The sequence below is a fragment of the Klebsiella sp. 2019SCSN059 genome (assembly GCF_021739525.1).
Taxonomy (GTDB): Bacteria; Pseudomonadota; Gammaproteobacteria; order Enterobacterales; family Enterobacteriaceae; genus Klebsiella; species Klebsiella quasipneumoniae.
On record NZ_JAKKOM010000014.1, the window covers coordinates 66,473 to 91,885 of the forward strand.

Consider the following 25,413-nt stretch of genomic DNA (forward strand, 5'->3'; position numbering starts at 1 on the left):
CGGTTATTGCCCGGCGGCGCTACGCTTGCGCGGGCCTACAGATCACATGCCAGGCGTAGCCCGGGTAAGGCGTAGCCGCAACCCGGGTAACTAAGCGGGATTACTCGATACCTTTGCTGCGCAGGTAGTCTTCGTAGTTGCCGCTGAAGTCGATCACCCGTTCCGGGGTAATCTCCAGCACGCGGGTGGCCAGCGAGCTGACGAACTCACGGTCGTGGGAGACGAAGATCAGGGTACCCTGATACATCTCCAGCGCCATGTTCAGCGATTCGATGGATTCCATATCCAGGTGGTTGGTCGGTTCATCCATTATCAGGATGTTTGGCTTCTGCATCATCAGCTTACCAAACAGCATGCGGCCCTTCTCACCACCGGACAATACTTTCGCCGGCTTCTTGATGTCATCCTGGCTAAACAGCAGTCGACCAAGGATACTGCGCACCGCCTGCTCGTCGTCGCCTTCCTGTTTCCACTGGCTCATCCACTCGAAGACCGTCAGGTCGTTTTCGAACTCGTACTCATGATCCTGCGCGTAGTAGCCGAGTTGCGCATTTTCAGACCATTTCACGGTGCCGTTGTCCGGCTGCAGTTCACCCACCAGGGTTTTCAGCATCGTGGATTTACCCACGCCGTTGGCGCCCAGAATGGCAATCTTCTCACCCACTTCCAGCAGCAGGTTGACGTTTTTGAACAGCGGACCGTCTTCAAAGCCTTTGGTGAGGGCTTCCACTTCCAGCGCGTTACGGAACAGTTTCTTGTCCTGCTCGAAGCGGATAAACGGGTTCTGACGGCTGGAGGCTTTAACCTCTTCCAGCTTGATTTTGTCAATCTGACGCGCGCGCGAGGTGGCCTGACGCGATTTAGAGGCGTTGGCGCTGAAGCGGCTAACGAAGGACTGCAGGTCGGCAATCTGCGCTTTTTTCTTGGCGTTGTCCGCCAGCAGACGTTCACGCGCCTGGGTGGCCGCCGTCATGTATTCATCGTAGTTGCCCGGATAGACGCGCAGCTCGCCGTAGTCCAGATCCGCCATGTGGGTGCAAACCATGTTCAGGAAGTGACGGTCGTGCGAGATGATAATCATGGTGCTGTCGCGGTCGTTCAGCGTCTGCTCCAGCCAGCGAATGGTGTCGATGTCCAGGTTGTTGGTCGGTTCATCGAGCAGCAGAATGTCCGGGTTAGAGAACAGCGCCTGCGCCAGCAGGACGCGCAGCTTCCAGCCTGGGGCGACTTCGCTCATCGGGCCGTAATGCTGTTCAACCGGAATGCCCACGCCCAGCAGCAGTTCGCCCGCGCGCGCTTCAGCAGAGTAGCCATCCATTTCGCCATATTTCACTTCCAGGTCGGCCACTTTATAGCCATCTTCTTCGCTCATCTCGGCGAGGGAGTAGATGCGATCGCGCTCCTGCTTCACTTCCCACAGCTCGCCGTGGCCCATGATGACCGTATCCAGCACGGTGAACGCTTCAAAGGCGAACTGATCCTGACGCAGCTTACCGATGCGCTCGTTCGGGTCGAGAGAAACGTTGCCCAGCGTCGGTTCGAGATCGCCGCCGAGGATCTTCATAAAGGTCGATTTACCGCTGCCGTTGGCGCCGATCAGACCATAACGGTTGCCGCCGCCAAATTTAACGGAGATATTTTCGAACAGCGGCTTACTGCCAAACTGCATGGTAACGTTGCTGGATACTAGCACGGGGATATCCTGAAAAAAGAGTATGAGGGGTGTGATACAGCAGACATTATGCCAGCAAATGACGCACTTTTCACGGTCTGCGGTAAATTCCGCCGCGGCGCTTGTGCTAAGGTCTTTGTCAGATGCGCCAGAGACCTGCGCGCAAACCGTTATTCTGTACGTGATGATGAGGAGTCCCATGACCACCAGCCAACCGCGACATCCGGCCTTTTTATCCCTGCAGGGCGGCATTAATTTTCGCGACCTGGGCGGCCAGCGCGCCGCCGACGGACGCCGGGTACGCAGCGGCAAGCTGCTACGCTCCGGTGCGCTAAACCGGCTAACGGCAGAGGATCTCGACCACCTGGATACCCTGCCGCTCAGCCGGGTGCTCGACTACCGCGACCCCGGTGAAGTACAGCGCACGCCGGACAAACTGAGCCCGCTCACTCACTATCTCAACGCGCCGGCCAATCCGCCGATCGGCGAGGTCAACGCGAAGGTCACCGAGCTGAATGCCGCCACCCTTAATGCGCTGAACGGCGAGCAGTTTATGCTGCAACTCTATCGCCAGCTGCCGTTTAACAATCCGGCCTATCGCCAGCTCGCCGCATGGCTGACGACCCCTTTCGACGGCGCCTTGCTGCAACACTGCGCGGTCGGTAAAGATCGCACCGGCGTCGGCTGCGCGTTAACCCTGTTCGCCGTCGGATGCGACAGCGAGACGGTGATGGAGGAGTATCTCCTTACCCATGGCATGCTGACGCAGGTGGAGGCCTGGATGCTGGAGATGCTCGGCAACGACCTGACGGCCCAGGGGCGCCAGAGCCTGGCGGACATCCTGACGGTGAAAGAGTCCTATCTCGCCGCCGCGCTGTCGGCTATTCAGCAGCGCTATGGCAATGTCGACGCCTGGCTGGCGGAAGAGTACCAGCTTACCGCCCCGGTCCGCGCGGCGCTGCAGGCCCGGCTGCTGGAAGACTAACCCTCGTCGCCCCGAACGCCAGGGCGCGGCAGCCGAGGCGACAGGGAAAAAAATGTGATTTCGTACACATCTGATTTACCTGTTCAGCGGAATGCACATATAATGCGCTCCCATCTACTGTCTCAATCATTAACAAAGGCCTGTGTGGCGTTGATTTCGCACACGACATTAAAAACTATGAAATTATCTACACTCTTAGCGGCAGCCTTCGCCATCGTAGGCTTTTGCAATACAGCGTCTGCTGTCACCTATCCTTTGCCAACCGATGGCAGCCGTTTGGTTGGTCAGAACCAGGTCATCACCATTCCGGATGATAACAAGCAGCCGCTGGAATACTTCGCGGCGAAATATCAGATGGGGCTTTCCAACATGCTGGAAGCCAACCCGGGGGTGGATACCTATCTGCCGAAGGGCGGTAGCGTCCTGAACATCCCTCAGCAGCTGATCCTGCCGGATACCGTCCATGAAGGGATCATCATCAACAGCGCCGAAATGCGTCTGTACTACTACCCGAAAGGCACCAACACCGTGATTGTTCTGCCGATCGGTATCGGCCAGTTAGGCAAAGACACGCCAATCAACTGGACCACCAAAGTCGAACGTAAGAAGGCTGGCCCGACCTGGACGCCGACCGCCAAGATGCATGCGGAATACGCTGCCGCCGGCAACCCGCTGCCAGCCGTCGTACCGGCCGGTCCGGATAACCCGATGGGCCTGTACGCGCTGTATATCGGCCGTCTGTACGCCATCCACGGTACCAACGCTAACTTCGGTATCGGCCTGCGCGTGAGCCATGGCTGCGTACGTCTGCGCAACGATGACATCAAATTCCTGTTTGAGAACGTGCCGGTCGGCACCCGCGTGCAGTTTATCGATGAGCCGGTAAAAGCGACCACCGAGCCGGACGGCAGCCGTTACATCGAGGTTCACAACCCGCTGTCGACCACCGAAGCGCAGTTCCAGGGCGGCGAGATCGTGCCGATCACCCTGACTCAGCCGGTACAGGCGATCACCAGCCAGTCTGATGTCGATCAGAACGTGGTCGAGCAGGCTATCCAGAACCGCTCCGGTATGCCGGTGCGTCTGAACTAAGTTCTGCATGACAATAAAAACGGCGGGCCTGATGCCCGCCGTTTTTTTTATCGGTGTTGTGCCGGGCTGCGGCTGACGCCTTGCCTGGCGACTGAACCTGACAACACCCTGGCCCTGCTAAGCGCTGCGCCAACCGGGGCCCCCGGTCTAGCCGTTATTCACCAGAATAATCCCGCCGTGGTCGTAGCGATAGTGGCAGTGGGCGTACTCCAGCGGCGTGCCGTCTTCCAGATAGATAACCTGCTCCACCTCCAGCACCGGATCGGTGGGCTCGCAGTGAAGATGTAATTTATCCAGTTCATCCGGCTTCATCGCCCGCACCACGCGGTAAGATCCCATCAGCTTCAGCCCCAGCGTCTCCTGGATATAGCGAAACACCGAGCTTTCCAGATGGCTTTTATTGAGCCCCGGCACCAGCCCCACCGGCATGACCGTCAGATCCAGCGACACCGGTTCCCCGTTGAGCAACCGCAGGCGAACAAAGTCATACACCGGGGCATCGGCGTCGATCAGCAGCGAACTCTGCTCCTTGTCAGTGGGAAAACGCACCTCAAAGCGCACCACTTCGCTTTGTACCTCGCCAAGATGCTCCCAGGTTTTGGTGGCGCCGAAATAGTCGCTGCCGGGCAGCTCCCACTGCGACAGCTGAAGGAAATTTTTCCGCACAAAGGTGCCCTGCCCTTTGCGGGTATAGATCAGCCCTTCGACGATTAACTGGCGCATCGCCTGCTGGATGGTCATCCGGCTGGTGCTGAACTCTGCCGCCAGCGCAAACTGGTCAGGTAACGGCGCGCTGGCAGGATACTGCTGGCTGATGATCCGTTTTTTTATTTCCCGCGCGATTTGCAGATACTTCGCCGTCATTCCCCGGTCCTTATACATTCAGTGAGTGGCTGGCGGGCAGGATCCACGGCCTGACCGCCTGCACACCATTACATCACGTCGCCATTGCTGTGGATCACCTGCTTCAGCCACGCATAGCTCTTCTTCGGCACCCGCCGCAGATCCTTGAGGTCATGGTTCTCGCGATTGACGTAGACCACGCCGTAGCGCTTACGCATATCGCCCTGCGAGCTGAGGATGTCGATTAATCCCCAGCCGAGATAGCCGATCACCTGCGCCCCATCCTCAAACATGGCCGCTTTCATGGCGTTGATATGGTCGCGATGGTAGGCGATGCGGTAATCGTCGGCAACCGGATGTTCACCGTCCCACGACTCAATCACCCCGATGCCGTTTTCAATCGGGAAAACCGGCAGGCGCCAGTCGTTATAATAGCGGGTGATGATGGTCCGGAAGCCCAGCGGATCGATCTGCCAGTTCCATTCTGTCGCGTTCAGGAACGGGTTATCCTGATTGCCAAACAGCATATAGTTGTTGACCGCCGTTCCCGGCGGGATCGCGTCGCTGTTCAGCGTCCGGCTGGCGTAATAGCTGAACGCCAGATAATCGACCTTCACCGTCGCCATCAGCGCGAGATCCTCCGGACGATAGATATCATCGAACCCTTCGGTGGCGACAAAATGCATCACCTCCGGGCTGTAGCCCTCCCCGGCGTAAGCCCGCAGCAGGTTCTGGTTTAAAAACTCGTCCAGCTGCTGGGCGCACAGGATATCGCGTGGTTTGCAGGTCGCCGGATAAACCAGGGCGTGGGCCAGCATCCCGCCCATCAGACACTGCGGCTTCGTCTGATGCAGGTGATCGGTCAGATGGACGTGCGCCATCATCACATGATGCTGGATCAGGTACAGCTCGCGCAGGGTCTTCTCCCCCTCCAGGTAGCCGGAAATCAGAAACGCTTCCGGCGAATGGTACAGATTCTGTTCATTAAAGGTGAGCCAGTATTTCACCTTGTCGCCATAGCAGGCGATCATCTTCTGGCCATAGCGAATAAAGGCGTCCATCACCCGGCGGTCGGTAAATCCGTTGTAGCGCTCCGCCAGCGAGAGCGGCATATCGAAGTGGTACAGACAGATCATCGGCTCGATGCCGCGGGCGATCAGTTCATCAATAAACTGATGGTAGAAGGCGATGCCCTCTTCATTGAACTCGCCGTCTCCCTCAGGGCACACCCGGCTCCAGGCGATCTGAAAACGGTAGCAGTTCATGCCCAGATCCTGCATCAGATCGAAATCTTCCCTAAAGCGATGATAGGAGTCGGTCGCCACCTTCCAGTCGGAAGCGAATTCTGCCGGTTGCCGGATATCGTACACCGACATCCCCTTGCCGCCCTCGTTCCACGCCCCCTCCGTCTGCATGCTGGAGACGGAATTACCCCATAAGAAATCTGCCGGTAGTCTGTTGTTCATCCTGCGCCTCGATATATGACTAGTCATTTAAATTTCATGACTAGTCATATATCGAAAAGCGAACGGATGCGCAAAGCCAGGGATCGTTTTCTGTGAGCCGGGCAAAAAAAAAGATCGCCCCGGGGGGCGATCCTGTCGAACGACGTGGAGGGCGGCAGACTGCTGCGGAAATCAGGCGCAGAGTTTGAAGAGCCAATAGCCGGTGAGGGCCGCCCACAGCAGCATGGGAATGGAGTAGAGATGGAAACGCCACCAGATCCGCCGATCGCCAGCCATGCGCAGGGCGATGATATTGGCCAGCGAGCCCGGCAGCAGACCAAAGCCCCCCACGTTAACCGCCCAGGCGAGCAGGATCGACGGTGGGACATAGTTGAGCAGCAGAATGGTCGAGGGCACATTGCTGATCACCTGCGACAGGCCGATGGCGGTCAGCCACAGTCCACCGCCGGAGAGCGTCCCGACCCCACTCAGCACCTGGTGCAGCGCCGGAAGCTGGGTCAGCAGATGGACGTCGATAAACATCACCATAAACACCAGCAGCAGCGACCAGTCAACATGGACGATCACCGCCCGGGCCAGCGCCAGAAAGCCCAGCAGCACCAGCGCCAGTCCCCACAGCGCCTGATCCATCTCCAGCGCCGTCAGGAACACCAGATAGAGCCCCAGACAGCTCCAGACGAGCTTAGGCTGCCACGATGGCGCCATATCGCTGCTCTGGTAGGTAAGCCGCTTTGCCGGGAAACAGAACCAGCACAGCGCCAGCAGGGTCAGCATCATTGCCGCCGCCAGGGGCATCATCTGGCCGATAAACCCGGGGAAAGAGAGACCGGAGCGTCCCCACAGCAAGATGTTCTGCGGGTTGCCGATCGGCGTCAGCAGCGACCCGGCGTTCACCGCCAGCGCTTCGAAAATAATCAGCCGGTTTACCGGGATGGCGCACCACTTCTTCAGGGTCAGGGTCAGGGGCACCACAATAAACAGCGCGACGTCGTTGGTGAGGAAGGTGGACAGCAGCGCCGCCGCCAGCACCATAAACATAGCCAGCTGACGCTCGGTGACAAAGCGGCGGGCCATTTTACGCCCCAGCACGTCAAAATAGCCGCTCAGTTCAATCCCCTTGGTCAACAGCATCAGGCCGCTGAGGGTGATGATGGTATGCCAGTCAATGGCCGCCGGCCAGCTTGCCGGGACAAACGGCACCATCACGCTGAGCACGCAGGCGATAATCAGCAGCAGATGGAGAAAACGATCGCGCAGCAGCGACTGGACGAAGGGAAGAGTCATGCTTCCTGAGATCCCTGTGTTTGGGTAAATTTCAGGAACATCGCCAGCGTCTCTTCGCTCACGTGATGCTCCATCCCTTCGGCATCACGACGGGCGATCTCCGGACTGACGCCGATCGCCAGCAGGAAGTTCTCCACGATTTGATGGCGCTCGCGGCTCTCCTGGGCCAGCTTCTCACCCTCCGCGGTTAAGAATATGCCGCGCCACGGGATCTGTTCGATAAGGCCGACGCTGGCCAGCCGTTTGAGCATCTTGGCGACGGTGGGCTGCGAGACTCCCAGCCGGGCGGCCATATCCACCTGACGCGCCTCGCCCACCTCGCGGATGAGGTCGGAAATCAGTTCAACATAGTCGTCAATCAGCTCGCGCCGATGCGCTTCCCGCACCTGGCGGAACCCTTCAACGTGCTCTTCAACATTTACTAACTGCGTCACTTTTTTTGTTATTGGCTTACCTGCGCGACGGTTCATTGTGCTTCCTCATTCGTGTGACGCGTCAAGCATCATATAAAAAGATCCACATTGTAATGGATTGCGCCAAGAGCACAAAAATTTAACGTTTTAGCCATAGCTATAAAATATAGCCTGTGCTATATCTGTATATAATGCAAACATCCATCAGGGAATGATGGAGCGAACAGGCAGGAGGAGAGCAGATGAACGAATTCAAGAGGTGCTTAAACGTGTTCAGCCATTCACCCTTTAAAGTACGCTTAATGCTGCTCGGTATGCTGTGCGAGATGATCAACGGTAAACCGCAGCAGGACAAACCCCATCGCTAAGGCGGCGTCGCGGTACGCCGCTTCATTTTTCCGTCATCATCTGCCGCTAAACTGACCGGTTTATCCCGTTTCCCCCACCTTTTTTCAAGTTTTGTAAGCGTCCTCGCAAAACAATCTGTTATGTCTGGTTGACCTTACCATTTACAAGCCCTATCTTTGCACAGCCCTGCCACATTCGCGGCTCGCAGAGACCCTCTTCACGCACTGTCCAGCAGGTTTTACCCCTTGAAGCCAGGGGATGCGCATGGCCTCTTTTTGATTGTTTACTATGAATGTCACCACCCTGAAAGATACGCTGGTCGCCCGCCGACTGGCACTGAACCCATGGACAGGATTCTACTTTTTACAATCGCTGTTGATTAACCTGGCGCTGGGCTATGAATTTAGCCTGCTCTATACCGTGGCATTTACCTGCGTGTTACATCTTCTGTGGCGTGCCTTTCCGCGCGTGCAGAAAGCAGTGGTCGGCGCTTATTCTCTGCTGGCGGCCCTCTACTACCCGTTTGGCCAGGCTTACGGCGCGCCCAACTTCAATACCTTGCTGGCGCTGCACGCCACCAACGTGGAAGAGTCCACGGAAATCCTCACCATCTTCCCGTGGTACAACTATCTGCTGGCGGTATTTATCTTCGCGCTGGGGATCATCGCGGTCCGCCGCAGGATCGTCGAGCAGACCCGCTGGGGAAAAATGGAGACCCTGGGCCTGCTGTTCAGCATCGGGATCTTCTTTCTTCAGCCGGTGCAAAATCTCGCCTGGGGCGGTGTATTCAAGGTGATCGATACTGGTTACCCGGCCTTCCGTTTTGTCAAAGACGTGGTGGTGAATAATAACGAGGTGCTGGACGAGCAGGCGCGGATGGCGCAGCTGGCCGGCATGAAAGATAGCTGGCACGTGCTGGCGGTGAAGCCGAAGTACCATCTTTATGTGGTGGTGATCGGTGAAAGCGCCCGCCGCGACGCCCTCGGCGCCTTCGGCGGCCACTGGGACAACACGCCGTTTGCCAGCTCGGTGAACGGGTATCTGTTTAACAATTACGTCGCCGCCAGCGGCTCGACGCAAAAATCCCTCGGCCTGACCCTTAACCGGGTGGTCGATGGCAAACCGCAGTTTCAGGATAACTTTGTCACCCTCGCCAACCGCGCCGGTTTCCAGACCTGGTGGTTCTCCAACCAGGGGCAGATCGGCGAGTACGACACCGCTATCGCCAGTATCGCCAAACGGGCGGATGAAGTGCAGTTCCTGAAAAACGGCGATTTCGAAGCCAATAAAAACACCCAGGACGAGCAGTTACTGAAGCTGACCGAGCAGGTGCTCTCCACCCAGCGCACCCAGCCGCAGCTGATTGTTCTGCATCTGATGGGCTCGCACCCGCAGGCCTGCGACCGGACCAAAGGCAAATATACGGTTTTCGTCCAGTCGAAAGAGACCTCCTGCTATCTCTACAGCATGACGCAAACCGATACCCTGCTGGCTAAGCTCTACAGCCAGTTGCAAAATTCCGGCGACACCTTTTCCCTGACCTACTTTTCCGATCATGGTCTGGCGTTCAAGGAGCGAGGCAAAGAGGTGCAGTATCTGGCGCACGACGATAAGTTCCAGCAGAACTTCCAGGTGCCGTTTATGGTGCTCTCCAGCGATGACAAAGCGCATAAAGTCATTAAGGCGCAGCGCTCGGCGAATGATTTCCTCAGCTTCTTCTCGCAATGGACCGGCATCAAGGCGGCGGAAATCGCCCCGCGCTATCGGTTTATCTCTGAGCAGAAGGCCGGCCCGGTGTATATCACCAACTTCCAGCTGCAGAAGGTGGACTATTCACACCTCGGCAGCGATGAGTTCACCATCAACTAAAACGACGCGGTCAGCGCCGGCCAACCGGCCGGGCTGGCGGTCAGCAGGCAAAAAAAATCCGCCCCAGGAGGCGGATTTTTTATATCACCGGAGTGATTAGAAGCGGTAACCCACGCCAGCGATCCAGGTGCCGACGTCAACGTTACGAATACGAGACTGCTCGTAGGAGAAGTCCAGGGCAACGTTTTCGATCGGGTTGAACTGCAGACCAGCACCGTAGGAGAAACCGTAGTCGCTCATATCGGATTTATTAGGGAAGTTGTTGTTCTGGAATTTACCGTAACCAACACCCACTACGCCGTAGATGCTTGCCCAGTCGTTCAGACGGTAAGCCGGACCAGCGGTGATGCCGTAGTACTGACCTTTGTTGTAAGTACCGTTGCTGTTATTATCCTTTTCGGTGTAGGTGAAGGAACCGATAACGCCCAGCGGGTTGTTATCTTGCTCGTAACGGTATTTCAGGTTGAAACCGCCAGCTTTGTTCGCTTTACCCTGCATGTCGCTCTGCGCGTAACCGCCGGTTACGGTAGAAGTTGCAGCAAATGCAGTAGTACCTACGGATGCAGCCAGAACAACGGCCAGTGCTGAAAGACGTGCAATTTTATTCATAACCACCTCAAATGTGTTTCTAATAAGTCCTAAGCCTTAAATATATCAAAAACTTTTGGGAAACTCTTTGGAGTTTACATTGTCTAACATACTTTTTCATGTAACCAAAAGTTTCCATATTTCTATAACAATATGGAAAACAACAGTTTTTGGCGTTAACTTACAGTTTAACGCTCATTAAGAAATTCGCAAGCATCCAGATTAATCCTAATCACCTGGTGAATTTCTCAGCAACTTTCGCCATTGTACTGTTTTTGCCCCTGTTTTTTTCAACATTAGCTCAACCGCCAGCAGCTAATTCCAGTACACTGGAACTTTTACCCCTTTTGACAAAAATTGACAGGAGAAAGGATGCCCGGTCCATCCCGAAAAGCGGCGGCATGGTTGCCGATAGTGGTGATTTTAATCGCTATGACCTCGATTCAGAGCGGCGCATCGCTCGCCAAATCGCTGTTCCCGGTGGTCGGCGCCCCGGGAGTTACCGCCCTGCGCCTGGCGCTCGGGACGCTGATCCTGGTGGTGGTGTTCAAGCCCTGGCGGCTACGTTTCTCTCCGGCGCAGCGCGTGCCGCTGCTGCTGTACGGCCTGGCGCTCGGGGCGATGAACTATCTGTTTTATTTATCCCTGCAGCGTATTCCGCTCGGCGTGGCGGTGGCCCTCGAGTTTACCGGCCCGCTGGCGGTGGCGCTTTTCGGCTCGCGCCGCCCGCTGGATTTTGTCTGGGTGGCGCTGGCGATCCTCGGGCTGTGGTATCTCCTGCCGCTGGGGCAGAACGTGGCGCAGGTGGATTTAACCGGCGCGCTGTTCGCTCTCGGCGCCGGGGCCTGTTGGGCGGTCTATATTCTGACCGGCCAGCGCGCGGGCGAGGAGCATGGTCCAGCCACGGTGGCGATGGGGTCGCTTATCGCCTCGCTGGTCTTTGTCCCGTTAGGTATGGCGCAAGCCACCGATACGCTGTGGCAATGGTCGCTGCTGCCCCTGGGGCTGGGGATTGCCATTCTCTCCACCGCACTCCCCTACTCCCTGGAGATGATGGCCCTGACGCGCCTGCCGACGCGCACCTTCGGTACGCTGATGAGCCTCGAGCCGGCGCTAGCCGCCCTGTCCGGTATGATCTTCCTTGGCGAAACCCTGAACCTCTCCCAGACCCTGGCGCTGGGCGCCATTATCATCGCCTCAATGGGCGCCACGCTGACCATGCAGCGGCAGAGCAAAATCAAGCAAGTCGATATCAATTAACATTCTGTTACGGCGGCGGCCCGCGCCAGCTGCGGGCCTGCCAGCCTTCGCTAACCTTCTGATTGGACTTGTTTTTTCAAATAGCCAACCACTTTGCGCTATCGGAGTGATATGGCCTGCCGATGCCTCATACTTTAAAACCCTTGCTATACTTAGTCCCGAAGTTACCTGGGACAACGCTCCACATCATTCAGTTTTGAAGTGTGACGAGCATCAATATCAAGAGGATATGAAACGATGAGTACCGCTAAACTGGTTAAATCAAAAGCATCTAATCTGGTCTATACCCGCAACGATGTCGCTGACAGCGAAAAGAAAGCGACCATTGAGCTGTTGAATCGCCAGGTGATCCAGTTCATTGACCTGTCCCTTATCACCAAGCAGGCACACTGGAATATGCGCGGTGCGAACTTTATCGCCGTGCACGAAATGCTGGACGGTTTCCGTACTGCGCTCACTGAGCATCTGGATACCATGGCGGAGCGCGCCGTGCAGCTGGGCGGCGTCGCCCTGGGCACCACTCAGGTGATCAACAGCAAAACCCCGCTGCAGAGCTACCCACTGGATATCCATCATGTTCAGGATCACCTGAAAGCGCTGGCTGACCGCTACGCAGTAGTGGCTAACGATGTGCGCAAAGCGATCGGCGAAGCTAAAGACGAAGATACCGCAGATATCTTCACCGCCGCTTCCCGCGACCTGGATAAATTCCTGTGGTTTATTGAAGCGAATATCGAGTAAGGCTTTGCCGTCGGCCGCAGCGCGGTCGACGGCGCCTTTGCTTTCCCCACCCAGCCCTTGTTGTTTTTCCCTCCTCCGTTTTCCCTCACCCGTTGGCCTTGCACCATTTCAGGGCGTCAAATTGATGAAAATGCGCACAAAAGTAAAACAATTGTAATAATCACCTCACACAATCGTTACGGCGAGATTGTTTTCCCATCAGGGTTTGCGCTAAAAATGGGCTCGTTATTCAGCGACCTCAGGATGCACCAAAATAACGCCCCGTTATGGTGCACTCCTTGCCTGAAACGATCGATATTGTGCAACGGCTACCGCTTCGTTTGTTGAAAAACAACAGCTTGTAAAAGTGGCACGATTTTTTCATTAGGCTAGTCGTTCTCGCAGGGGATCGTCCCGTGGATATAAAAGGAAATGCTATGAAGTCTGTATTTAAAGTTTCACTGGCTGCACTGACCCTGGCTTTTGCGGTTTCTTCCCATGCCGCCAATAAGACCCTGGTTGTCGCCACCGATACGGCGTTCGTCCCGTTCGAATTTAAGCAAGGCGATAAGTATGTGGGTTTTGACGTTGACCTGTGGGCGGCCATCGCCAAAGAGCTGAAGCTCGACTACACCCTGAAGCCAATGGACTTCAGCGGCATTATCCCGGCGCTGCAAACCAAAAATATCGATCTGGCGCTGGCGGGGATCACCATTACCGACGAGCGTAAAAAAGCCATCGACTTCTCTGACGGCTACTACAAGAGCGGCCTGCTGGTGATGGTCAACGCCAATAATAACGACATCAAAGATGTGAAAGATCTGAACGGCAAAGTGGTCGCGGTGAAGAGCGGCACCGGCTCCGTTGACTACGCGAAAGCCAATATCAAAACCAAAGATCTGCGTCAGTTCCCGAATATCGATAACGCCTACATGGAGCTGGGTACCGGCCGCGCGGATGCGGTCCTGCACGATACGCCGAACATTCTCTACTTCATCAAAACCGCGGGCAACGGCAAATTCAAAGCGGTAGGTGAATCACTGGAAGCGCAAAACTACGGTATCGCCTTCCCGAAAGGCAGCGACGAACTGCGTGAGAAAGTGAACGGTGCGCTGAAAACGCTGCGCGAGAACGGCACCTACAACGAAATTTATAAAAAATGGTTCGGCACTGAACCAAAATAATAAAAACGTACATCGCCGGGCGCAGTCCCGGCGACATCACAACGGTCTTCCGGCACAGACGTTGCGGGAGACAGTATTTTGGCGGAGGCTTTCCTCTGCTCTCGACACGGTAACAGGAACGTATTATGCAGTTTGACTGGAGTGCCATCTGGCCTGCCATTCCGATTTTGTTGGAAGGCGCCAAAATGACGCTGTGGATTTCCGTCCTCGGCCTGGCCGGCGGCCTGATCATCGGTCTGGTGGCCGGTTTCGCCCGCTGCTTCGGCGGCTGGATCGCCAACCACATCGCGCTGGTGTTTATTGAAATCATTCGCGGCACCCCGATTGTGGTGCAGGTTATGTTCATCTACTTTGCGCTGCCGATGGCCTTTAGCGATCTGCGCATTGACCCCTTCTCCGCGGCGGTAGTGACCATCATGATTAACTCAGGCGCCTATATCGCGGAAATTACCCGCGGCGCGGTGCTCTCCATTCATAAAGGCTTCCGCGAAGCGGGCCTGGCGCTGGGCCTGTCGCGTCGCGAAACCATTCGCCACGTGATCCTGCCGCTGGCGCTGCGCCGCATGCTGCCGCCGCTGGGCAACCAGTGGATCATCAGCATCAAGGACACCTCGCTGTTCATCGTCATCGGCGTCGCCGAACTGACCCGTCAGGGACAGGAGATCATCGCCGGCAACTTCCGCGCGCTGGAAATCTGGAGCGCCGTTGCCGTGATCTACCTGATCATCACCCTGGTCCTGAGCTTTATTCTGCGTCGTCTTGAAAGAAGGATGAAAATCCTGTGATTGAATTTAAAAACGTCTCCAAGCACTTTGGCCCGACCCAGGTGCTGCACGATATCTCTCTGAAAATCAATCAGGGTGAAGTGGTGGTCATTATCGGCCCGTCCGGCTCCGGTAAATCGACGATGCTGCGCTGCATCAATAAACTGGAAGAGATCACCAGCGGCGATCTGATTGTCGATGGCCTGAAGGTCAACGATCCGAAGGTGGACGAACGTCTGATTCGTCAGGAAGCCGGGATGGTGTTCCAGCAGTTTTACCTGTTCCCGCACCTCACGGCGCTGGAAAACGTGATGTTTGGCCCGCTGCGGGTACGCGGCGCCAGCAAGCAGGCGGCGGAGAAGCTGGCGAAAGATCTGCTGGCGAAAGTCGGTCTGGCAGAGCGCGCGCATCACTATCCGTCTGAACTCTCCGGCGGCCAGCAGCAGCGTGTGGCCATCGCCCGCGCGCTGGCGGTGAAGCCGAAGATGATGCTGTTTGATGAGCCCACCTCCGCGCTCGACCCGGAACTGCGTCATGAAGTGCTCAAGGTGATGCAGGATCTGGCGGAAGAGGGCATGACGATGGTGATTGTGACCCACGAAATCGGCTTTGCCGAAAAAGTGGCCTCGCGACTGATCTTTATCGACAAGGGACGAATTGCCGAAGACGGCAACCCACAGGAGCTGGTGAACAACCCGCCAAGCCCGCGTCTGCGGGAATTCCTGCAGCACGTCGCCTGACCCACAACGGCTCTCTCCGTCGCGGAGAGAGCCGCTTTCCAGATTCCTCTTCCCTCCCCTTCCGCCATCGGCTTCTATACTTACCCGTTTACGTTGCAACGGAGGTGCCCATGCCGTGGATCCTGCTTTTGCTCGCTGCGCTGTTTACTCCCCCGCTTTCCGCCGCCGCCCTGCCCGGCGTGCCGACCGCTAATGCCGATAAAACCAGCGCCAGCGAACCCGATGTAGAACAGAAAAGAGCGGCCTATGCCGCGCTGGCCGACGTGCTGGCCAACGACTCCGCCCGCCAGGAGCTCATTGACCAGCTGCGTAAAGCGGCCGCCACGCCGCCGCCCGACAGCACCCCGACGCTGACGCCGCCGGCGGTGAAAGAAGAGACCACGGTGCTGGAGAACGTCACGCAGATCAGCCGGGAATATGGCGATGAGTTCTCATCGCGCTTCTCCCAGCTGTGGCGCAATATTACCGGCTCGCCGCATAAGCCCTTTAATCCGCAAACCTTTACCAGCGCCGCCTGGCATTTTTTACTGCTGGCCGGGCTGGTGTTTGCCTTCTGGTGGCTGGTACGCCTCGCGGCGCTGCCGCTGTATCGTAAAATGGGCGAATGGGGACGGCATAAAAACCGCGATCGCGGAAACTGGCTCCAGCTGCCGTTGACCATCGCCGGGGCGTTTATCATCGATCTGCTGCTGCTGGCGCTGGCCCTGTTTATCGGTCAGCTGTTGAGCGATCGCCTGAATGGCGACAACCCTACTATCGCCTTCCAGCAGAGCCTTTTCCTCAACGCCTTCGCGCTGATCGAATTCTTTAAAGCCATCCTGCGGCTCATTTTCTGCCCGCGCATCCCGGCGCTCAGGCCCTTTAACCTCAGCGACGAGGCCGCCTCCTACTGGAGCCTGCGCCTGAGCGCCCTCAGCAGCCTGATCGGCTACGGCCTGATCGTCGCGGTGCCGATTATCTCCAACCAGGTGAATGTTCAGGTCGGCGCGCTGGCTAACGTCGTCATCATGCTGTGCATTACGCTGTGGGCGCTGTATCTGATTTTTCATAACAAAGCGGTGATTACGCAGGGGCTGATCCATCTGGCTGACCGCTCGCTCTCCTTCTTTAGCCTGTTTATCCGCGCCTTCGCTCTGATCTGGCACTGGCTGGCCTGCGCCTACTTTGTGGTGCTCTTTTTCTTTTCCCTGTTCGACCCAGGCAACAGCCTGAAATTTATGATGGGCGCCACCCTGCGCAGCCTGGCGATTATCGGCGGCGCGGCGCTGGTGTCCGGCATTCTGTCGCGCTGGATAGCCAAAACCATCACCCTCTCCCCTGCCACTCAGCGCAACTATCCTGAGCTGCAAAAGCGGCTGAACGGCTGGATCTCCGCGTCGCTGAAGGCAGCGCGTATTCTCACCGTCTGCGTCGCCATCATGCTGCTCCTGAGCGCCTGGGGGCTGTTTGACTTCCGCGAATGGCTGCACAACGATGCCGGGCAAAAAACGGTGGATGTGCTGATCCGTATCGCCCTTATCCTCTTCTTCTCCGCTATCGGCTGGACGGTGCTGGCCAGCCTGATCGAAAACCGGCTGGCCTCGGATATCCATGGCCGCCCGCTGCCCAGCGCGCGGGCCCGGACGCTGCTGACGCTGTTTCGCAACGCGCTGGCGGTGGTGATCAGCACCATCACGGTGATGATTTTGCTCTCGGAGATTGGGGTCAATATCGCGCCGCTGCTGGCCGGCGCCGGGGCGTTGGGGCTGGCCATCTCGTTTGGCGCGCAAACCCTGGTCAAAGACATTATCACCGGCATTTTTATCCAGTTTGAGAACGGGATGAATACCGGCGATCTGGTCACCATCGGTCCCTTGACCGGCACGGTGGAACGGATGTCGATTCGCTCAGTGGGGGTGCGCCAGGATACCGGCGCTTATCACATTATCCCCTGGTCCTCGATCACCACCTTTGCCAACTTCGTGCGCGGCATTGGCTCGGTGGTGGCCAACTATGACGTCGACCGCCATGAGGATCTGGATAAAGCCAGTCAGGCGCTGAAGGCGGCGGTGGACGATCTGCTGGCCCAGGAGGAGATCCGCGGCCTGATCATTGGCGAACCGTCGTTCGCCGGGCTGGTGGGGCTGAGCAATACCGCCTTTACGCTGCGCGTCAGCTTCACCACCCTGCCGCTGAAGCAGTGGACGGTGCGTTTTGCCCTCGACACCCAGGTGAAAAAGCACTTCGACCGCGCCGGGGTTCGCGCCCCGGTACAAACCTGGCAGCAGCTGCCGATGCCGGGCGCCGACAGCCCGGCCGCGGAGTAGTTAGAACGGACGGCGGCGTTTGGCGTCGTCCATAAAGCTCCAGGCAATAAAGCGGCTCTGCTTTTGCCCCTGGGCCATCTCTTTTTTCACCACTTTCACTGCCCCGACCTCGGTCAGCAAGCGGTAGAGCGGCGGCAGATTGTCGCCGCGCGACACCAGCGAGGTAAACCATTTCACCTGGCGGGCGAAGGCCTGACTTTCGCGGATCATCTGCGAGATAAAGGCCACTTCGCCCCCTTCGCACCACAGCTCCTGCTGCTGACCGCCAAAGTTAAGCCCGCTGTCGGCGCCGAGTCCGAGATTGCGGCGCTTGCGCTCACCGCCCGCCCGGGCGCTCTCTGCGGAGTCATGGAACGGCGGATTACACAGCGTGGCGTCATAGGTCTCGTTTTTGTGGATCACGCCGTGGAAGATAGCCTGGCTCTCTTTTTGCCGACGCAGACGGATCTGCCGGGTCAACCCCGGGTTGCCATTGACAATCGCCTGCGCGCTGGCGAAGGCTTCCGGACTGATTTCGCTGCCGGTAAAGCGCCAGCCGTACTCGTGAACGCCGATCAGGGGATAAATGAGGTTGGCGCCGGTGCCAATATCGAGGATTGTGGCTTGCTTCGGCACTTCGCCGCTGTCCCCGGCCAGCAGATCCCCCAGATGATGAATATAGTCGGCCCGCCCGGGCACCGGCGGACAGAGAAAACCATCAGGAATGTCCCAGTGTTTGACCGCGTAGAAATGCGCCAGCAGCGCTTTATTCAACGCCTTTACCGCCTGCGGATTGGCAAAATCAATGGTCTGCTCACCCAGCGGATTGAGCGTAATGTATCCCTGCAGGTCAGGATGCGCCTGGCAGAGCGCGGGCAGGTCGTAGCGTTGATGGTGGCGGTTACGCGGGTGTAACCCCGGTTTCTGGGCTTTCATGACAATCTCCTTTGAACAGCCGCGTAAGATACCCGTTGACGGCCGCTCGGTAAATAAGGGAGTCTGGATATCTCCTTTATCCGTGACAGGTGCAGCATGTACTTTTATCAACCTTCGCAGGGCCACGGCCTGCCGCATGACCCGCTCAACGCAATAATCGGGCCTCGCCCGATAGGCTGGATCGCCTCGCAGGACGCCGAGGGCCAGCGTAATCTGGCGCCATACAGCTTTTTTAACTGCTTTAACTATCGCCCGCCGATCATTGGTTTCGCCAGCAGCGGCTGGAAAGACAGCGTGCGAAATATCGTCGAAACGAAGGAGTTCGTCTGGAACCTGGCGACGCGCCCGCTGGCCGCCGCGATGAACGAAACCTCCGCCTCGATCCCGCACCATGAGGATGAATTCGTGCGCGCCGGACTCACCGCCGCCGCCAGCCGCCTGGTCAAGGCCCCCCGGGTGGCGGAGAGCCCGGTGAACTTTGAGTGCCGCCTGTCGCAATGTATTCAGCTCACCACCGCCGACGGCAACCTTGTCGATACATGGCTGGTGCTCGGCGAAGTGGTCGCCGTGCATATCGATGAATCACTGCTGGAGAACGGCATCTATCAAACCGCCCGCGCTCAGCCGATCCTGCGTGCCGGGGGGCCGAGCGCCTATTACAGTATTGATGACAGCCTGCGTTTTGACATGATCCGCCCGGATGCCCGCTAAATAATATCCCTGGCGCGGGGACCGCTACCCTGCGCCGGTTGCGGGCTAAACGCCTTGTTTTTGCATAAAAAATTCCCTACCGCGCGGTCTGGAAAGGCCTACACTTAAGCTATGTCCCATGCTGTTTATGAGGATATGCTGATGAAAATCACCTCGCTGCTGTTTGCCGCTGCGCTTGCCGCTCAGGCCGACGCGGCCTCTTCCCTGCCGCCGCCCCCCGTACTGCCCTATGACGGGCCGCTGCGTCCTGTCGGCACCGTCTCCGCCTCCGGCGCCCGCACCCTTGACGACCTGGTGGCCGCCCTCGCGGATAAGGCCCACCGTCGTGGGGCGATAGCCTGGCGGGTCAATGCCGCCAGCAGCGGTAACCGGCTGTACGGTTCAGCTATAATTTATCAATAATCTTTTTACAGGAGGCAGACAATGGCATCAGGTTGGGCAGGCGACGGCGCCGTACAGGATCAGATCGACAGCACCATTGACGATGCGGTGGCTCGCGCCCGCCGCGAGCTTCCGCACGGCGAAAGCAACAAATTTTGTGATGAATGCGGAGAGCCGATTCCGGAGGCGCGTCGACAGGCGATACCCGGGGTGAGATACTGCGTGAAGTGCCAGCAGGAGAAAGATTTACATAACAATACATTTTCAGGATATAATCGCCGCGGTTCCAAGGATAGCCAGCTACGCTGACTTTCCTTTACCGTTCATGACAGCCTTTCGCATTATCTTTTCGCGCACACTTTTTGGCGATAAATGTCGCAATATGTGCCCTTAAGCGTGCCGGTCTCCCTCGCTCCGCCATCAGACGAAAAGAATGAGAAATAATTTATTAATAATCAGTAAATTATTAATCATTCAAAAAATTAGATGAAGACTGTGAATTTCCTTCGATTTTATCTCCCGCAAAAAAGCGTGATACTTATCACATCGACGGAACATCGTCCCCTGAACAGAACAACCTGCGAGAGATTAACTATGAAAAACATCAAATATGCTGCCGCTGCCATCGCTCTGACCGCCCTTTCCTTCGGCGCCTTTGCCGCCGAGCCGGTTACCCCCGCTCAGGCTGAAAGCATGAATAAGATCGGCGTGGTGTCTGCGCAAGGCGCAACCACGTTAGATGGTCTGGAAGCGAAACTGGCTGCTAAAGCCGAAGCCGCTGGCGCAACCGGCTATAGCATCACTTCCGCTAACACCAACAACAAACTGAGCGGTACCGCGGTTATCTATAAATAATCGCAGCTCAACCCTGTAAGCCACTGAATTAACCCTGAAAAGACCTTTAATACCCTTGCCTTGCCCGTCCGAGCCACCGGACGGGCTTTTTTTTATTCTGCCGAGCCAATCACCAGCAGTCGTTGACGCGGCTGAGCCCCTGCTCCAGGGTTGAGACCTCCCCGCAGGCCAGCAGACAGCAGGCAAGCTGGATCTTCAGCGAGTGGGGTACCGGTTCGACGCCGGCGACGCAGCGCTCGATCCAGCGCGCGGTCACTTCGGGATCTTTCGAGGCCGGCAGAATGACTTCCTCCGCCGCGGCCTCGGTCTGACGATCGCACAGCGCCCGCACGCCCTGGTCATCGATCAGGCTGATCTGCGGGCAGCGCTGCGGGTTGGCGTACACTTCGCCTTCGGTACCGTGCATCAGCAGCGCGCGGCCACCGGTCTCGCGAAAGAAGCTCGCCACCCTGGGAACATATTCCGGATGCGATACGCTGGAGAGACGTAACGCCTCCCCTTCGCCAAACGGCGTGGCCAGTTTGGCCAACGTATGGGCGCTGTTGCGCACGCCCATCCGCCAGCGCATCGCCAGCTGTTTCTCCAGCGGCGGGCAGAAGGCGCCCACCGGGATATATACCGGTTCATGCCCCTCCAGCTGCGCCTGAGCCTGGCCGGCATGCCGGGTAGCCGGAATGTCCAGCAGGGTAAAAATGGTCTCGGTCAGCACCCGGGTCGGATCGTGACTGACGCCGTGAACCACGACCGGAAACCCCAGCTTGTGCAGGAGCATCGCCAGCAGCGGCGTCAGGTTCGCCTGCTTGCGCGCGCCGTTGTAGCTGGGGATAACGATCGGCATCGGCTTGCCTGCCGGCGGGGTCAGGCGCAGAGTATGCTGCTGCATCGCGGCGTAAAAGCCTTTCATCTCCGCTTCGCCTTCGCCTTTGATGCGCAGGGCGATTAATATTCCCCCCAGCTCCAGCTCCGGCACCTCGCCGTTCAGCATCCGCGCGTAGAGCGCACGGGCGGTCTCTTCATCCAGGTCGCGGGCATGATTCTTACCGCGGCCCACCTCTTTTATAATTTTGCTGTACTCCATGGCTCCCCCTGTTGCGTCACGCGCCGGCGTCAACGACGTTTGCGGCCTGTCTGTTTTGCTGTCTGTTTTGCTTTACGTTTTACTATAACCTCCGGGACGCCCGGCTGCTCTATGGGAAAAACAGGTAACGCGTTCAGTAGACGCGCGCCGTAGTTTTTGGTCAACAGACGCTTATCGTAAATCACCACCTCTCCCCAGCAGTGATGGCTACGGATCAGACGCCCCACCTGCTGAATAAGATTAAAGGAGGCGCTGGGCAAACTCTGTACCTCGAAGGGATAACGATTGAGGCTTTTCAGCCATTCGCCTTCGGTGATCACTACCGGGCTGTCGATGGGCGGAAAGGCGATTTTATGGATATGCACCTGGCTTAACAGATCGCCTTTTAAATCGAGACCTTCGGCAAAGGACTGCAGGCCCACCAGCACGCTGCGCTCGCCGCTTTCCACCCGTTTACGATGCAGCTCCACCAGCCGGTAGCGCGGCTGGTCGCCCTGCACCAGCAGCATCAGGCGCAGATCGGTCACATGCTCCAGGAAGCGATTCATTGCTCGCCCGCTGGCGAACAGCACCAGCATCCCGAGATGTTTCTTGCTCTCCACCTGCTGGCGAAAATAGGCCGCCATCTCGGCGATGTGCTGCTCTTCGTTATCCATCAGCGGTTCATAGCGCATTTGAGGAATAATAATTTTCCCCTGCTCTACGTGGTTGAACGGCGAATCCAGCGCCACGAAGCGGTCGCCCGCTTTCTCCTTCAGGCCGCTCATCTCCTGCAGGCGCGAGAAGCTGTTTAGAGAGCGCAGCGTCGCTGACGTCACCACGATATGCGGCACGCTGCGCCACAGCAGTCGTTCAAGCTGATCGCTGACGCGGATGCCGACGCAGTGGAACCAGACGTGGATCTGGCCGTCGCGCACCACCCGCGTCGCCCATTTGGTCACCGGCGCGCCAGAGGACTGCGCCAGCGACGCCAGACGCCACAGCTTGCTTTGGCTTTCAAACATGCCGAGGGCGCGGTTCATCTGCAGCAGCACCCGATGCAGGCGCACCACGTCATGGCTGCCGGTCTTTTCGCTGAGATCGTTAAGGAACAGCTCCGCCAGCCCGCGCAGCGTCTCGGTGAGCTTCGCCAGCCGCTGGCAGATCTCCATCACCTCCTGCGGCAGTTCGCCCATCGGGAAGCGATGCTCCGCTTCCTGACCGGCGGGCATATAGAGATTGAGAATATTATTCAACGACGCAATTAGCTCGAACAGCTCTTCGCAATGGCCAGCGAGCCGCTCCGCATTGGCCAGCGGCGGCGTGGTTTTCGGGCGGAACTGCTCCATGCAGGTAGCCACCAGCTTGCAGAACAGATCCAGCTGCAGGCGAAACCAGGGGGCGGTGATCTCGGCGCTCATCTCCAGCGCGTCGCGGGCGACGTCCGGCAGATGATGGCCTTCATCGAGGACCAGCAGCAGGTTTTTCGGCTCCGGCAGCACCGCCTCGCTCTCCATCGCCGCCATCACCAGCGCATGGTTGGCCACCACCACTTCCGCCTCCTGAATTTCCCGCCGCGCCACAAAGAACGGACACTCCCGATAGTAGTGGCAGTTGCGGTTCAGGCAGCTGGCCTTATCGGTGCTCAGCCGGCTCCACAGCCCATCGTCGATGGCTTTGTCGGTATGGTCGCGCAGGCCGTCCCAGCGGTAGCTGTCGAGATCCTGCTTCAGCGTCGCGCACAGCTTCTGCTCGGCCTGGTTGTTCGGGGTGAGATCGTCGTCGAGGAAGGCCAGCAGATCCTGCTGCGTCGGCTCGGTGCTGGCCAGCGCCGTCAGATTGCGCGGGCAGACGTAGCGTCCGCGACCGAAGGCGGCGGTGAAGCGCAGGTCGGGGATAATCTTGCGCAGCAGCGGCAGGTCTTTACTGTAGATTTGATCCTGCAGGGCGACGTTGGCGGTGCTGACCACCAGCGTTTTTTGTTCCTCACGGGCGATGGCAATGCCGGGGATCAGATATGACAGCGTTTTACCAACGCCGGTCGGCGCTTCGATAGCCAGATGCCGGCCCTCATCCCCGGCGAGGGTTTTCGCCACATCAGCGATCATCTGCCGCTGCGGGGGGCGGGGAATAAAGTCCGGGATCTGTTCCTGAAGCGCCTTATACCAGGCGGCGATTTGCGCTTTCAGCGCAGCGGTCAAAGCCATGAGAAAACCTGAATACTGTATAAACAGCCACTATTGTGCCATTTTTGCCCGCCCGGAGGTATTGCTTTCTGCTCAGTGTGGAAGCGTGCTCGACAAATAGTGTAATGGAAAGAAAAAGGCCCGCCGCCGCGTAGCGGACAGACGGGCCTGAGCCGTGCTTAACCGCATTCTCGCGGTCCGGGCATCAGCCTGTTATTCGCCAGCCGGTTTACGCGGGCGACGGCGGCGCGGCGGTTTGCCGTCCTGAGTGCGCGCTTTCGGCGCCTCGCCGTCCTGACGACGCGGGGCGCTGCTCTGGCTGCGCGGCTGTCCGCTGCGCCCCTGGCCTTGGCCGCCGCGTCCCTGACCACGACCGCCGCCGCGCTGCTGGCGACCGTTCTGGATAGGTTCGGCTTTAATGGACGGATCCGGCTCATAGCCGGCAATCGCGATGCGCGGGATCTCTTTCTTCAGCAGGCGCTCGATATCGCGCAGCAGCTTGTGCTCATCCACGCACACCAGCGACAAGGCTTCGCCAGTGGCCGCGGCGCGACCGGTACGGCCGATACGGTGGACATAATCTTCCGGCACGTTCGGCAGCTCGTAGTTCACCACGTGCGGCAGCTCTTCGATATCCAGACCGCGGGCGGCGATATCGGTCGCCACCAGCACGCGAATGCCGCCGGATTTAAAGTCGGCCAGCGCGCGGGTACGCGCCCCCTGGCTCTTGTTGCCATGGATCGCCGCGCTGCGGATGCCGTCTTTGTTGAGCTGCTCCGCGAGGTGGTTGGCGCCATGCTTGGTGCGGGTAAAGACCAGCACCTGCTGCCAGTTGCCTTCGCCGATAAGCTGCGACAGCAGCTCGCGCTTACGGTTTTTGTCAACAAAATGGACGTGCTGGGTGATCTGCTCGGAGGCCGTGTTGCGACGCGCCACTTCCACTTCCAGCGGGTTGTGCAGCAGTTTCTCAGCCAGGCCTTTGATCTCGTCGGAGAAGGTCGCCGAGAACAGCAGGTTCTGCCGACGCGGCGGCAGTTTAGCCAGTACGCGGCGGATGTCATGGATAAAGCCCATATCCAGCATGCGGTCCGCTTCATCCAGTACGAGGATTTCCACTTTATCGAGGCTGACGGCGTTCTGGTGTTCCAGGTCCAGCAGACGGCCCGGGGTGGCGACGAGGATATCGACGCCGCCACGCAGCTTCATCATCTGCGGGTTGATGCTCACGCCGCCGAACACCACCAGCGAGCGAACATTCAGATATTTGCTGTAATCCCGCACGTTCTCGCCCACCTGCGCCGCCAGCTCGCGGGTCGGGGTCAGGATCAGCGCGCGCACCGGGCGACGACCCTTCGCGTGCGGCTCGTTCTGGATCAGGCGCTGCAGCAGCGGCAGAGTAAAGCCCGCCGTTTTACCGGTGCCGGTCTGGGCGCTGGCCATCAGGTCGCGGCCCTGCAGTACCGCCGGGATCGCCTGCTGCTGGATAGGGGTCGGCTCAACGTAGCCCTGCTCAGCGACAGCGCGCAGGATATCGGGATTCAGGCCAAGGGAATCAAAAGACATAACAACTCCGAACCGCCCCGGCCCGGTGAAGGGCGTAGTTTTCAGGGAGATTATTGCGATAAGAGATGGCAAAAACCACAATGCCATGAAGGGGCGCAGTCTAGCAGATTTTGTGACAGGCCGCATAAAATCTGCAAAAGAATGCCGCCCCTGGCTGGCGGGGGGAAGAAGGCCGCTGAGGGCGCTCAGCGGCCAGGCGGGTCGCCGCAGC

General features: G+C 58.1%; 23 protein-coding genes and 1 pseudogene. 14 read left to right on the forward strand and 10 right to left on the reverse strand.

Annotated features, from left to right (window positions below; translation table 11 throughout):
• Positions 1 to 100: 100 nt before the first annotated feature.
• Positions 101 to 1,693 carry an ABC-F family ATPase gene (locus tag L2I46_RS15955; RefSeq protein ID WP_023288955.1) on the reverse strand — a complete coding sequence of 531 codons (1,593 nt, stop codon included), beginning with the start codon at positions 1,691 to 1,693 and terminating at the stop codon, positions 101 to 103.
• 48 nt (positions 1,694 to 1,741) lie between these two features.
• On the opposite strand from L2I46_RS15955, the pseudogene L2I46_RS15960 reads away from it, so the two are divergent.
• Together L2I46_RS15960 and ldtB are read left to right on the forward strand one after the other, a co-directional pair.
• Positions 1,742 to 2,657: pseudogene (locus L2I46_RS15960) on the forward strand (tyrosine-protein phosphatase).
• 177 nt (positions 2,658 to 2,834) lie between these two features.
• The gene (gene ldtB, locus L2I46_RS15965) at positions 2,835 to 3,749 is read left to right on the forward strand and encodes a L,D-transpeptidase (RefSeq protein WP_032428696.1); all 915 of its coding nucleotides are present in this window, start codon (positions 2,835 to 2,837) and stop codon (positions 3,747 to 3,749) included.
• Between the two features lie 147 nt (positions 3,750 to 3,896).
• On the opposite strand, the gene L2I46_RS15970 is transcribed toward ldtB, so the two are convergent.
• The 4 genes from L2I46_RS15970 to mntR all read right to left on the reverse strand — a co-directional run bounded on the left by L2I46_RS15970 (position 3,897) and on the right by mntR (position 7,812).
• The gene (locus L2I46_RS15970) at positions 3,897 to 4,613 is read right to left on the reverse strand and encodes a GntR family transcriptional regulator (RefSeq protein WP_032455224.1); all 717 of its coding nucleotides are present in this window, start codon (positions 4,611 to 4,613) and stop codon (positions 3,897 to 3,899) included.
• Between the two features lie 68 nt (positions 4,614 to 4,681).
• Complete coding sequence (locus tag L2I46_RS15975) at positions 4,682 to 6,058, reverse strand: glycoside hydrolase family 1 protein (protein WP_023288951.1); 1,377 nt, start codon at positions 6,056 to 6,058, stop codon at positions 4,682 to 4,684.
• A gap of 171 nt (positions 6,059 to 6,229) precedes the next feature.
• Positions 6,230 to 7,342 (reverse strand): anion transporter, encoded by a 1,113-nt coding sequence (locus L2I46_RS15980; protein WP_102002249.1) that lies wholly within the window; start codon positions 7,340 to 7,342, stop codon positions 6,230 to 6,232.
• A complete protein-coding gene (gene mntR / locus L2I46_RS15985) occupies positions 7,339 to 7,812 on the reverse strand; it encodes a manganese-binding transcriptional regulator MntR (protein WP_004886216.1) in 474 nt (157 codons plus the stop codon). Before mntR ends, L2I46_RS15980 begins: the two co-directional genes overlap by 4 nt.
• Before the next feature lie 185 nt (positions 7,813 to 7,997).
• Here mntR and mntS point away from each other — a divergent pair, with 185 nt between their 5' ends.
• Complete coding sequence (gene mntS, locus L2I46_RS15990) at positions 7,998 to 8,123, forward strand: manganase accumulation protein MntS (RefSeq protein ID WP_023288948.1); 126 nt, start codon at positions 7,998 to 8,000, stop codon at positions 8,121 to 8,123.
• Positions 8,124 to 8,391: 268 nt separating this feature from the next.
• Entirely contained in the window at positions 8,392 to 9,972 is a 1,581-nt protein-coding gene (locus L2I46_RS15995; RefSeq protein ID WP_048334498.1) for a phosphoethanolamine transferase, read from the forward strand.
• 96 nt (positions 9,973 to 10,068) lie between these two features.
• Here L2I46_RS15995 and ompX read toward each other — a convergent pair whose 3' ends face one another.
• Positions 10,069 to 10,581 (reverse strand): outer membrane protein OmpX, encoded by a 513-nt coding sequence (gene ompX, locus L2I46_RS16000; protein ID WP_004886207.1) that lies wholly within the window; start codon positions 10,579 to 10,581, stop codon positions 10,069 to 10,071.
• 351 nt (positions 10,582 to 10,932) lie between these two features.
• Between ompX and rhtA the strand changes: the two genes are divergently transcribed.
• From rhtA to ybiO, 6 genes are all read left to right on the forward strand, one after another.
• Positions 10,933 to 11,820, forward strand: coding sequence for a threonine/homoserine exporter RhtA (gene rhtA, locus L2I46_RS16005; RefSeq protein WP_023288946.1), 888 nt, complete (start codon positions 10,933 to 10,935; stop codon positions 11,818 to 11,820).
• A gap of 237 nt (positions 11,821 to 12,057) precedes the next feature.
• Entirely contained in the window at positions 12,058 to 12,561 is a 504-nt protein-coding gene (dps, locus tag L2I46_RS16010; protein ID WP_004886200.1) for a DNA starvation/stationary phase protection protein Dps, read from the forward strand.
• A 416-nt stretch (positions 12,562 to 12,977) separates the two neighbouring features.
• Complete coding sequence (glnH, locus tag L2I46_RS16015; protein ID WP_004886198.1) at positions 12,978 to 13,724, forward strand: glutamine ABC transporter substrate-binding protein GlnH; 747 nt, start codon at positions 12,978 to 12,980, stop codon at positions 13,722 to 13,724.
• A gap of 125 nt (positions 13,725 to 13,849) precedes the next feature.
• A complete protein-coding gene (gene glnP / locus L2I46_RS16020) occupies positions 13,850 to 14,509 on the forward strand; it encodes a glutamine ABC transporter permease GlnP (RefSeq protein ID WP_002895837.1) in 660 nt (219 codons plus the stop codon).
• Entirely contained in the window at positions 14,506 to 15,228 is a 723-nt protein-coding gene (gene glnQ, locus L2I46_RS16025; RefSeq protein ID WP_004212183.1) for a glutamine ABC transporter ATP-binding protein GlnQ, read from the forward strand. The genes glnP and glnQ overlap by 4 nt, the downstream gene beginning before the upstream one ends.
• 110 nt (positions 15,229 to 15,338) lie before the next feature.
• Positions 15,339 to 17,534, forward strand: coding sequence for a mechanosensitive channel protein (gene ybiO, locus L2I46_RS16030; protein ID WP_236948031.1), 2,196 nt, complete (start codon positions 15,339 to 15,341; stop codon positions 17,532 to 17,534).
• Here the strand turns inward: ybiO and rlmF are convergent, their stop codons facing one another.
• Positions 17,535 to 18,449 carry a 23S rRNA (adenine(1618)-N(6))-methyltransferase RlmF gene (rlmF, locus tag L2I46_RS16035; protein ID WP_072421347.1) on the reverse strand — a complete coding sequence of 305 codons (915 nt, stop codon included), beginning with the start codon at positions 18,447 to 18,449 and terminating at the stop codon, positions 17,535 to 17,537. It lies immediately after the preceding gene.
• Between the two features lie 96 nt (positions 18,450 to 18,545).
• Between rlmF and L2I46_RS16040 the strand changes: the two genes are divergently transcribed.
• The 4 genes from L2I46_RS16040 to ybiJ all read left to right on the forward strand — a co-directional run bounded on the left by L2I46_RS16040 (position 18,546) and on the right by ybiJ (position 20,396).
• Positions 18,546 to 19,160: a flavin reductase family protein gene (locus L2I46_RS16040; RefSeq protein WP_023288943.1), complete on the forward strand. Its 615-nt coding sequence runs from the start codon at positions 18,546 to 18,548 to the stop codon at positions 19,158 to 19,160.
• A gap of 141 nt (positions 19,161 to 19,301) precedes the next feature.
• Positions 19,302 to 19,562 carry a DUF1471 domain-containing protein gene (locus L2I46_RS16045; RefSeq protein WP_032455234.1) on the forward strand — a complete coding sequence of 87 codons (261 nt, stop codon included), beginning with the start codon at positions 19,302 to 19,304 and terminating at the stop codon, positions 19,560 to 19,562.
• 21 nt (positions 19,563 to 19,583) lie between these two features.
• Positions 19,584 to 19,850: a DksA/TraR family C4-type zinc finger protein gene (locus L2I46_RS16050; protein WP_023288941.1), complete on the forward strand. Its 267-nt coding sequence runs from the start codon at positions 19,584 to 19,586 to the stop codon at positions 19,848 to 19,850.
• Between the two features lie 285 nt (positions 19,851 to 20,135).
• Positions 20,136 to 20,396, forward strand: a complete 261-nt coding sequence (ybiJ, locus tag L2I46_RS16055) for a DUF1471 family protein YbiJ (RefSeq protein WP_004176772.1) — start codon at positions 20,136 to 20,138, stop codon at positions 20,394 to 20,396.
• Positions 20,397 to 20,505: 109 nt separating this feature from the next.
• Here the strand turns inward: ybiJ and ybiB are convergent, their stop codons facing one another.
• The 3 genes from ybiB to rhlE all read right to left on the reverse strand — a co-directional run bounded on the left by ybiB (position 20,506) and on the right by rhlE (position 25,202).
• The gene (ybiB, locus tag L2I46_RS16060) at positions 20,506 to 21,474 is read right to left on the reverse strand and encodes a DNA-binding protein YbiB (protein WP_032455217.1); all 969 of its coding nucleotides are present in this window, start codon (positions 21,472 to 21,474) and stop codon (positions 20,506 to 20,508) included.
• A gap of 29 nt (positions 21,475 to 21,503) precedes the next feature.
• Positions 21,504 to 23,660 carry an ATP-dependent DNA helicase DinG gene (gene dinG, locus L2I46_RS16065; RefSeq protein WP_048334490.1) on the reverse strand — a complete coding sequence of 719 codons (2,157 nt, stop codon included), beginning with the start codon at positions 23,658 to 23,660 and terminating at the stop codon, positions 21,504 to 21,506.
• A 192-nt stretch (positions 23,661 to 23,852) separates the two neighbouring features.
• On the reverse strand, positions 23,853 to 25,202 hold the full coding sequence (gene rhlE / locus L2I46_RS16070; protein ID WP_023288938.1) for an ATP-dependent RNA helicase RhlE: 1,350 nt from the start codon (positions 25,200 to 25,202) through the stop codon (positions 23,853 to 23,855).
• Between the last annotated feature and the right edge of the window lie 211 nt (positions 25,203 to 25,413).

What these genes read in the sequence shown, in the direction of transcription:
- L2I46_RS15980 (WP_102002249.1), bottom strand. Translation starts at nt 7,342, where the DNA reads ATGACTCTTCCCTTCGTCCAGTCGCTGCTGCGCGATCGTTTTCTCCAT.
- dinG (WP_048334490.1), bottom strand. Translation starts at nt 23,660, where the DNA reads ATGGCTTTGACCGCTGCGCTGAAAGCGCAAATCGCCGCCTGGTATAAG.
- ldtB (WP_032428696.1), top strand. Translation starts at nt 2,835, where the DNA reads ATGAAATTATCTACACTCTTAGCGGCAGCCTTCGCCATCGTAGGCTTT.
- L2I46_RS15970 (WP_032455224.1), bottom strand. Translation starts at nt 4,613, where the DNA reads ATGACGGCGAAGTATCTGCAAATCGCGCGGGAAATAAAAAAACGGATC.
- ybiO (WP_236948031.1), top strand. Translation starts at nt 15,339, where the DNA reads ATGCCGTGGATCCTGCTTTTGCTCGCTGCGCTGTTTACTCCCCCGCTT.
- mntR (WP_004886216.1), bottom strand. Translation starts at nt 7,812, where the DNA reads ATGAACCGTCGCGCAGGTAAGCCAATAACAAAAAAAGTGACGCAGTTA.
- L2I46_RS15995 (WP_048334498.1), top strand. Translation starts at nt 8,392, where the DNA reads ATGAATGTCACCACCCTGAAAGATACGCTGGTCGCCCGCCGACTGGCA.
- rlmF (WP_072421347.1), bottom strand. Translation starts at nt 18,449, where the DNA reads ATGAAAGCCCAGAAACCGGGGTTACACCCGCGTAACCGCCACCATCAA.
- L2I46_RS16040 (WP_023288943.1), top strand. Translation starts at nt 18,546, where the DNA reads ATGTACTTTTATCAACCTTCGCAGGGCCACGGCCTGCCGCATGACCCG.
- rhtA (WP_023288946.1), top strand. Translation starts at nt 10,933, where the DNA reads ATGCCCGGTCCATCCCGAAAAGCGGCGGCATGGTTGCCGATAGTGGTG.
- ompX (WP_004886207.1), bottom strand. Translation starts at nt 10,581, where the DNA reads ATGAATAAAATTGCACGTCTTTCAGCACTGGCCGTTGTTCTGGCTGCA.
- ybiB (WP_032455217.1), bottom strand. Translation starts at nt 21,474, where the DNA reads ATGGAGTACAGCAAAATTATAAAAGAGGTGGGCCGCGGTAAGAATCAT.
- L2I46_RS16045 (WP_032455234.1), top strand. Translation starts at nt 19,302, where the DNA reads ATGAAAATCACCTCGCTGCTGTTTGCCGCTGCGCTTGCCGCTCAGGCC.
- L2I46_RS16050 (WP_023288941.1), top strand. Translation starts at nt 19,584, where the DNA reads ATGGCATCAGGTTGGGCAGGCGACGGCGCCGTACAGGATCAGATCGAC.
- glnH (WP_004886198.1), top strand. Translation starts at nt 12,978, where the DNA reads ATGAAGTCTGTATTTAAAGTTTCACTGGCTGCACTGACCCTGGCTTTT.
- ybiJ (WP_004176772.1), top strand. Translation starts at nt 20,136, where the DNA reads ATGAAAAACATCAAATATGCTGCCGCTGCCATCGCTCTGACCGCCCTT.
- glnP (WP_002895837.1), top strand. Translation starts at nt 13,850, where the DNA reads ATGCAGTTTGACTGGAGTGCCATCTGGCCTGCCATTCCGATTTTGTTG.
- mntS (WP_023288948.1), top strand. Translation starts at nt 7,998, where the DNA reads ATGAACGAATTCAAGAGGTGCTTAAACGTGTTCAGCCATTCACCCTTT.
- L2I46_RS15975 (WP_023288951.1), bottom strand. Translation starts at nt 6,058, where the DNA reads ATGAACAACAGACTACCGGCAGATTTCTTATGGGGTAATTCCGTCTCC.
- rhlE (WP_023288938.1), bottom strand. Translation starts at nt 25,202, where the DNA reads ATGTCTTTTGATTCCCTTGGCCTGAATCCCGATATCCTGCGCGCTGTC.
- dps (WP_004886200.1), top strand. Translation starts at nt 12,058, where the DNA reads ATGAGTACCGCTAAACTGGTTAAATCAAAAGCATCTAATCTGGTCTAT.